Raw genomic sequence first — 4795 nt, 5'->3', positions numbered from 1 at the left:
GGCGGCGAAATAAAACCCGAGCCCGAATCAAATGGATGTTCACAACCGACAAAGCTCGCGCCAAACTCGGCCGCGCCTATCCAGCCACCCCCAAAGAGTCAAAATCACTGTGATAGACCACTAGTGAGTTCTCATTTCTCAACTTTTTGCTCCAAAATGGGCGATTGAACGCATTCGTCAATCGACGGTGCGGCGGGGTCTCTCTCAAGGAGTTTGGTCAGTATTACGCTTGGGTTGCAGATCAGCTTCCGTATCTTAGTTTTGGACAAAAGGCACTGGAGGTGCGCCCCGAAACATCACATTTTCGCATCACCACTAGTGAGGCGGAATATCGAGCCCAACATGTCGTACTGGGGCTCGGAATCCGCCCCTACGTGCCGGATTGCGTGGGGCCCTTGTTGGGCGAGCGCGTGTATCACGCGGCAGACTATCTGAATAGGACGCGACCGGCCGCAGGGGAACGAGTGCTGCTCCTCGGGGCGGGTCAAAGCGGCAGCGAGGTGATGGAACAGCTGCTCGCGGGCCCACCCCTGAAGCAGATACTTTGGGTTACGCCGCATGACAACATCGAACCGATGGACGACTGCGCGTTTACCAACGAGTATTATACCCCTGCCTATTTCCGCCACTTTCAAGCTCAGGCGCTTACACGTCGACGCGAATGGGTGCAGGTCAAGAGACCGAGCAGCGACGGCGTGTCGCTGGATCTCGCAAATCGGCTATTCAACAAACTCTATGAAGGTCGCTTCGTCGAGCGTGAGAACGACAGCGTCCGCTTGATCGTCAGTGCTTGCCTCGAGGTTCTGCGGCAGAACGGAACAGGCTTCGAAACGACCCTCAAATGCACAGAGTGCGGATTCCGATCGATGTCGCCCAGGATTCCGAGATGATCTCGCCCACCATTCCGATTTGAAGTCGCCCACCCATTCCGGGATGATGTCGCCCGGGTGACGAGACCTCTTCTGGCTCCCATAGGGTCAACCCTTTCGGCTTTGCGAAGGGGACCTGGATGCCGACGGAGAGGCTTGCGATGCGCCGTGTGCGCGATGTGATCAGAATGAAGGCGGCCGGGCTGCCGAGCCGCGAGATTGCGCGACGGGTGGGCGCGGCACCCTCGACGGTGCGGCTGGCGCTCCGGCGGTTCGAGGCCGCGGGCTTGAGCTGGCCGTTGCCAGACGATGTCACTGACACGGTTCTGGAACTTCGCCTGTTCGCCAAGACCGGCAATGGCAACCGTCAGGGTCACCGCCGCATCGCCGAGCCCGACTGGGCGACCGTGCACCGCGAGCTCAAACGCAAGCACGTGACGCTGTCGATCCTGTGGGAGGAATATATCGCCGCCGAGCCCGGCGGATACCGATACTCGCGCTTCTGTGAGCTCTACCGCGCCTGGGAGGGCCGTCTGTCGGTGACGATGCGCTAGGCCCATGTGGCTGGCGACAAGCTGTTCGTCGACTATGCCGGCGATGGCGTGCCGGTGGTGGTCGACCGCCTGACCGGTGAGCGCAGAACGGCGCAGATCTTCGTCGCCGTGCTCGGCGCATCGAGCTTCACCTACGCGCAGGCGACGTGGACGCAGGGGCTCGCTGACTGGATCAGCGCCCATGTTGGCGCCTTCGCGGCGATCGGCGGCATACCGGCGCTGCTGGTGCCCGACAACACCAAGGTCGCGGTCATCAAGGCGAGCCTGTACGACCCGCAGATCAATCGTACCTATGCGGAGATGGCGGCGCATTACGGCACCGCCATCTTGCCGGCGCGGCCGCGCCGTCCTCATCGTCGAGCGCTGGCTGCTCGGTCGCCTGCGTCATCGCACCTTCTACAGCCTGGCCGAGGTCAATGCGGCGATCGGCGAACTGCTCACGAGGCTGAACGAGGAACGGCCGATCCGACGGCTCGGCGTGACACGCCGCCGGTTGCTCGAGGAGGTCGACCGGCCGGCGCTCAAGCCATTGCCGGTGTCCCCCTACGTCCTCGCCGAGTGGCGGATCCGCCGCGTCAGTCTCGATTACCACGTCGAGGTGGAGAAGCATTACTACAGCGTTCCGCATCGCTTCGCCCGCGCCGAGGTCGAGGTGCGGTTCACAGCCCGCACCGTCGAGATCTTCCACAAGGGCGAGCGGATCGCCGCGCATCAGCGCATGAGCGGCAATCACAAACACACCACCGTGCCGGAGCACATGGCCTCCAGCCATCGGCGCTACGCCGGCTGGACCATCGCGCGTATCCGCCAGGACGCCGCTGCGATCGGACCGGCGACCAGCGCGTTGTGCGACCTCATTCTCGACGAGCGCTCGCACCCCGAGCAAGGCTTCCGCGCCTGCCTCGGCATCCTCAGGCTCGCCGCCTCCTATGGGCGCGAACGGCTGGACGCCGCGGCTGCGCGGGCGATCAACATCGGCGCGCGCACCTATGGCTCGGTCAAGTCGATCCTCGCCAACAATCTCGATCGGCGTCCTGCTCACCAGCGCTCCGCGGACGATGCGCCGATCCTGCATGCCAACATCCGCGGACCGCGCTACTACAATTAGGAGATCATCCCTTGCTCACCCATCCGACCCTCGACCGCCTCAACGCCCTCGGCCTCCACGGCATGGCCAAGGCCTTCGCCGACATCGAAGCCACCGGTGAGGCCGCAAGCCTCGGTCACGCCGAATGGCTTGCTCTGCTGCTCGAACGTGAAGCCTCGCTGCGGCACGACAAACGGCTCACCAGGCTGTGGGTTGCTCGCGAGGAGGCCTCACGAGCAAGATTCACTCGGTGGTGGACACCAACGGCCTGCCGGTTCATCTCGCGCTCAGGCCCGGTTGGCGCATGACAATCGGCTGTGTTCGGTTCCCCCTCAGCGCCTTGCACCCACAAACGATCTTACTCGCGGATCGTGGATACGACGCGGACTGGATCAGGGAGCTTGCCCGCCAGCAAGGAGCATGGGCGAACATGCCGCCGAAGCGAAATCGCAAAGACCCGATCTGCTTCAGCCGAGACCATACTCGTAAGGCCGCGACCGTGCTCGGCGGATAAAGCGCGGCCCGGCAGCGATCTCCGCATCCGGCGCAAAAATGGGGGTGGGACGGCATGCACGCGATCAATGTGTCGATCAGGGCTGCTGTCAGTCCTCAAGCTCGATGTGCAGCCTGAAGCCTGCCGCCGCGGCGACGTTAACGAGTGCATCCAGCGAAAACTTCTCGAGCTTTCCGCGCATCAGATCATTGAGACGTGGCCGCGACAGTTCCGAGAGCGTGTGGCGGCCTCGTCCTGCGTGACATTCCATGCCCTCACTCGTTCGCGGATGGCGAGTAGCAGATCCGCGCGCACGGCCATGTTAGCTGCTTCCGCCGAAGTGTTGGCCAGAGCATCAAATACGTTATCAACGGTCTCGACGGCCATTGCCATGACCTCCAATTGGTCTTGCCGATGCGACGTGCCCGCAAAGTCCGCGGCCGCTACGACAAGCCGGCCTCTCTAGACCTCAATTCATGATATGGTGGTTTCATGAAAATCGTGTTATAGTGCCTTCATGAAAGCGGCGGGCCAATCCTCCAACGAGATCGACGAGTATCTGCAGATTCAGGTCCCGGCGGTCACGAAACACCACCTTGGTATTCGGGCTGCGGAAACGCGCGAACCCATTCGGGTCGTGGTCCTCCGCGCGCTGAAGGCATATGGCGTGACCGTACCGGACGAAGCAATCTCCGACCGTCGAAAGAAAAGGCAAACATGACGGACGAATTTTCCCCTCTTACCGTTAAGGACTATGCCGCGCAGGCGTTGACCACTGACCAGCGCAGCGACAGCGGTTCGCTCACATTCCCGTTGCTCGGCCTGTTTGGTGAGACAGGCAGCCTTCTCAGCGAGGTCAAGAAGAAGCAGCGGGACCGCGCGTCATATCTCGGCTACGCCGGCAACGTGGTCGACGAGCTGGGCGACGTTCTTTGGTATCTCACCGCGGTCGCTGCGCGAGGTGGATTGTCTCTCGGGGAGATCGCCGAGAATTTGAACCGAGGGTATGCGGACTGGCAGCGTGCGCCTGACGCCACACTTTCATTCGCCTCTCTACAACCCGCAATAATGACGCGCCGGTTGGAGCCCACTGCGACCTTTGAGAAGACGCTGCTCCAACTGGCAGGCGAAGTCGGCTTGCTCGTGACCGATCACGAAGCAGGCCGCCTGACCGACAATCAGTCGGCGTTGGCCGGTCGTCTGGTCGCCATCATGCACACGTTGATTCAAGCTGCGAACGAGGCGGGCGTTACGCTCGAGGCGGCTGCGATCAAGAATCTAGGCAAGATCTTCGATCGTTGGCCGCGGGAACGACTATATCCCGTGCCTCTCGACGAAACTGCCGAACCCGAAGAATGGCTGCCTCGCGATCTCTATGTTGACGTTTTTGAGCGTAAGGTTCGAGGTCAGACTTATGTGTTCCAGCGTTGCAATGGCCTGAACATCGGCGATCGTTTGACGGATAACGCCATGACAGCCGATGACTATCGCTTTCACGATGTCTTCCACTACGCTTATGTGGCCGTCTTGACGTGGTCGCCTGTTATCCGCAGCCTTTTCCGCCTCAAGCGGAAAAGCGACCCCAAGATCGACGAGGCGCAGGACGGCGCACGCGCCACTCTCATCGAAGAGGGCGTCACGACGTGGATCTTCGGGCAAGCGGTCGCGCTAGTACCCACTTTTCTTGGATCGTGAGTCGTGATTCAAGATATGGATGATCCCCGAAGCAAGAGAAGTCCACCTTTCGCGGAAAGATCGCAAGGTGCTTGAGGCGTGTTGTCGCTCGCCGGTG

4 protein-coding genes and 4 pseudogenes are annotated in these 4795 nt (G+C 61.5%); 6 read left to right on the top strand and 2 right to left on the bottom strand.

The features are described from left to right. Positions 1-131: 131 nt before the first annotated feature. The 4 pseudogenes from ACZYOF_RS42220 to ACZYOF_RS42205 all read left to right on the top strand — a co-directional run. Positions 132-890, top strand: a pseudogene (locus tag ACZYOF_RS42220) (SidA/IucD/PvdA family monooxygenase); the annotation flags it as partial. Positions 891-1030: 140 nt separating this feature from the next. Next, a pseudogene (istA, locus tag ACZYOF_RS42215) lies at positions 1031-2531 on the top strand (IS21 family transposase). A gap of 11 nt (positions 2532-2542) precedes the next feature. Further along, a pseudogene (locus ACZYOF_RS42210) lies at positions 2543-2752 on the top strand (ATP-binding protein); the annotation flags it as partial. Next, positions 2713-2982, top strand: a pseudogene (locus ACZYOF_RS42205) (transposase); the annotation flags it as partial. The pseudogenes ACZYOF_RS42210 and ACZYOF_RS42205, both read left to right, overlap by 40 nt. Positions 2983-3112: 130 nt before the next feature. On the opposite strand, the gene ACZYOF_RS42200 reads toward ACZYOF_RS42205, so the two are convergent. Further along, positions 3113-3205 (bottom strand): XRE family transcriptional regulator, encoded by a 93-nt coding sequence (locus ACZYOF_RS42200; RefSeq protein WP_463719437.1) that lies wholly within the window; start codon positions 3203-3205, stop codon positions 3113-3115. Continuing rightward, on the bottom strand, positions 3205-3390 hold the full coding sequence (locus tag ACZYOF_RS42195) for a hypothetical protein (RefSeq protein ID WP_463719436.1): 186 nt from the start codon (positions 3388-3390) through the stop codon (positions 3205-3207). Before ACZYOF_RS42195 ends, ACZYOF_RS42200 begins: the two co-directional genes overlap by 1 nt. A gap of 130 nt (positions 3391-3520) precedes the next feature. On the opposite strand from ACZYOF_RS42195, the gene ACZYOF_RS42190 reads away from it, so the two are divergent. Beyond that, positions 3521-3724 carry a hypothetical protein gene (locus ACZYOF_RS42190; protein ID WP_463719435.1) on the top strand — a complete coding sequence of 68 codons (204 nt, stop codon included), beginning with the start codon at positions 3521-3523 and terminating at the stop codon, positions 3722-3724. After that, positions 3721-4698 carry a pyrophosphatase gene (locus ACZYOF_RS42185; protein ID WP_463719434.1) on the top strand — a complete coding sequence of 326 codons (978 nt, stop codon included), beginning with the start codon at positions 3721-3723 and terminating at the stop codon, positions 4696-4698. The genes ACZYOF_RS42190 and ACZYOF_RS42185 overlap by 4 nt, the downstream gene beginning before the upstream one ends. The last annotated feature ends 97 nt before the right edge of the window (positions 4699-4795 follow it).

Source organism: Bradyrhizobium sp. LeoA1Lang (genome assembly GCF_055413685.1).
Note: the sequence above shows the minus strand (reverse complement) of the source record. Positions and strands in the feature narration are given on the sequence as shown.

What these genes read in the sequence shown, in the direction of transcription:
- ACZYOF_RS42200 (WP_463719437.1), bottom strand. Translation starts at nt 3,205, where the DNA reads ATGCGCGGAAAGCTCGAGAAGTTTTCGCTGGATGCACTCGTTAACGTC.
- ACZYOF_RS42195 (WP_463719436.1), bottom strand. Translation starts at nt 3,390, where the DNA reads ATGGCCGTCGAGACCGTTGATAACGTATTTGATGCTCTGGCCAACACT.
- ACZYOF_RS42190 (WP_463719435.1), top strand. Translation starts at nt 3,521, where the DNA reads ATGAAAGCGGCGGGCCAATCCTCCAACGAGATCGACGAGTATCTGCAG.
- ACZYOF_RS42185 (WP_463719434.1), top strand. Translation starts at nt 3,721, where the DNA reads ATGACGGACGAATTTTCCCCTCTTACCGTTAAGGACTATGCCGCGCAG.